The following is a 702-nucleotide window of genomic DNA, read 5'->3' as shown; positions in this document are numbered from 1 at the left end:
TGTGGCCCAGCTCCTCCGCCGCCGCCCGCGGATCCAGAGCGGGGTCGGGCGGCAGCGGCGCCAGGGCGGGGGCATGGGCACAGGGAAGGCCCAGGTGGCGCACCAGCAGGTGGCTGATCACCGCCTCCGCCCCGGCCAGGGCGTCGACCCCCGTGCCATGGCGGTAGGCCGCCAGGGCGTCGCTGCCGGGCTCGTCGGGGAAGCGGGCCACCACGGCGATGGCCGTGGACCCAGCGTCCCGCAGCGCTTCACCGGCCCGCAACAGGGCGTCGGGGCGGCCGAGGGTGCCCCAGCTGCTGCCGCTGGGCCCGATCGAAAGGCTCACCTCCAGGGGAACGTCGCTGCTCAGCACCGGGCCGATCGTCAGCCCCAGGCTGGCGCGGCAGGCCCCAATCACCTGGCGGTGGCGCAGCAGCAGCTCCGCTTCGATGCCCGCATCCAGCAGCACGCCCACACGCTGGGAGGGCACCGGAGCAAGGGCCAGCTCACCGGCGGCGAAGCGGTCAAGGCTCCAGCCCTCCACGTAGTGGACGCGCCGGTCGCTCCAGTAGAGGGAGGCAGCGTTCAACACGTTGGGGTGGGTGATCAGGCAGCCGCTGGCCGCCGCCAGCAGCCGGGCCGCCGGCAGGCCATCGCCGGCGAAGCCGCCCACGGCGCAGCCCACCCCGGTGGGGATCACCAGCAGGGTGGGCAGGGGCGGGG

1 protein-coding gene is annotated in these 702 nt (G+C 75.5%); it reads right to left on the bottom strand.

The window, feature by feature from the left end; all coding sequences use genetic code 11:
• On the bottom strand, positions 1 to 702 hold a 702-nt coding region (locus VB737_RS17190), incomplete at both ends, for a DUF3326 domain-containing protein (protein WP_500314764.1).

The organism is Synechococcus sp. BA-120 BA3 (assembly GCF_034931285.1).
GTDB lineage: Bacteria > Cyanobacteriota > Cyanobacteriia > PCC-6307 > Cyanobiaceae > Cyanobium.
Note: the sequence above shows the minus strand (reverse complement) of the source record. Positions and strands in the feature narration are given on the sequence as shown.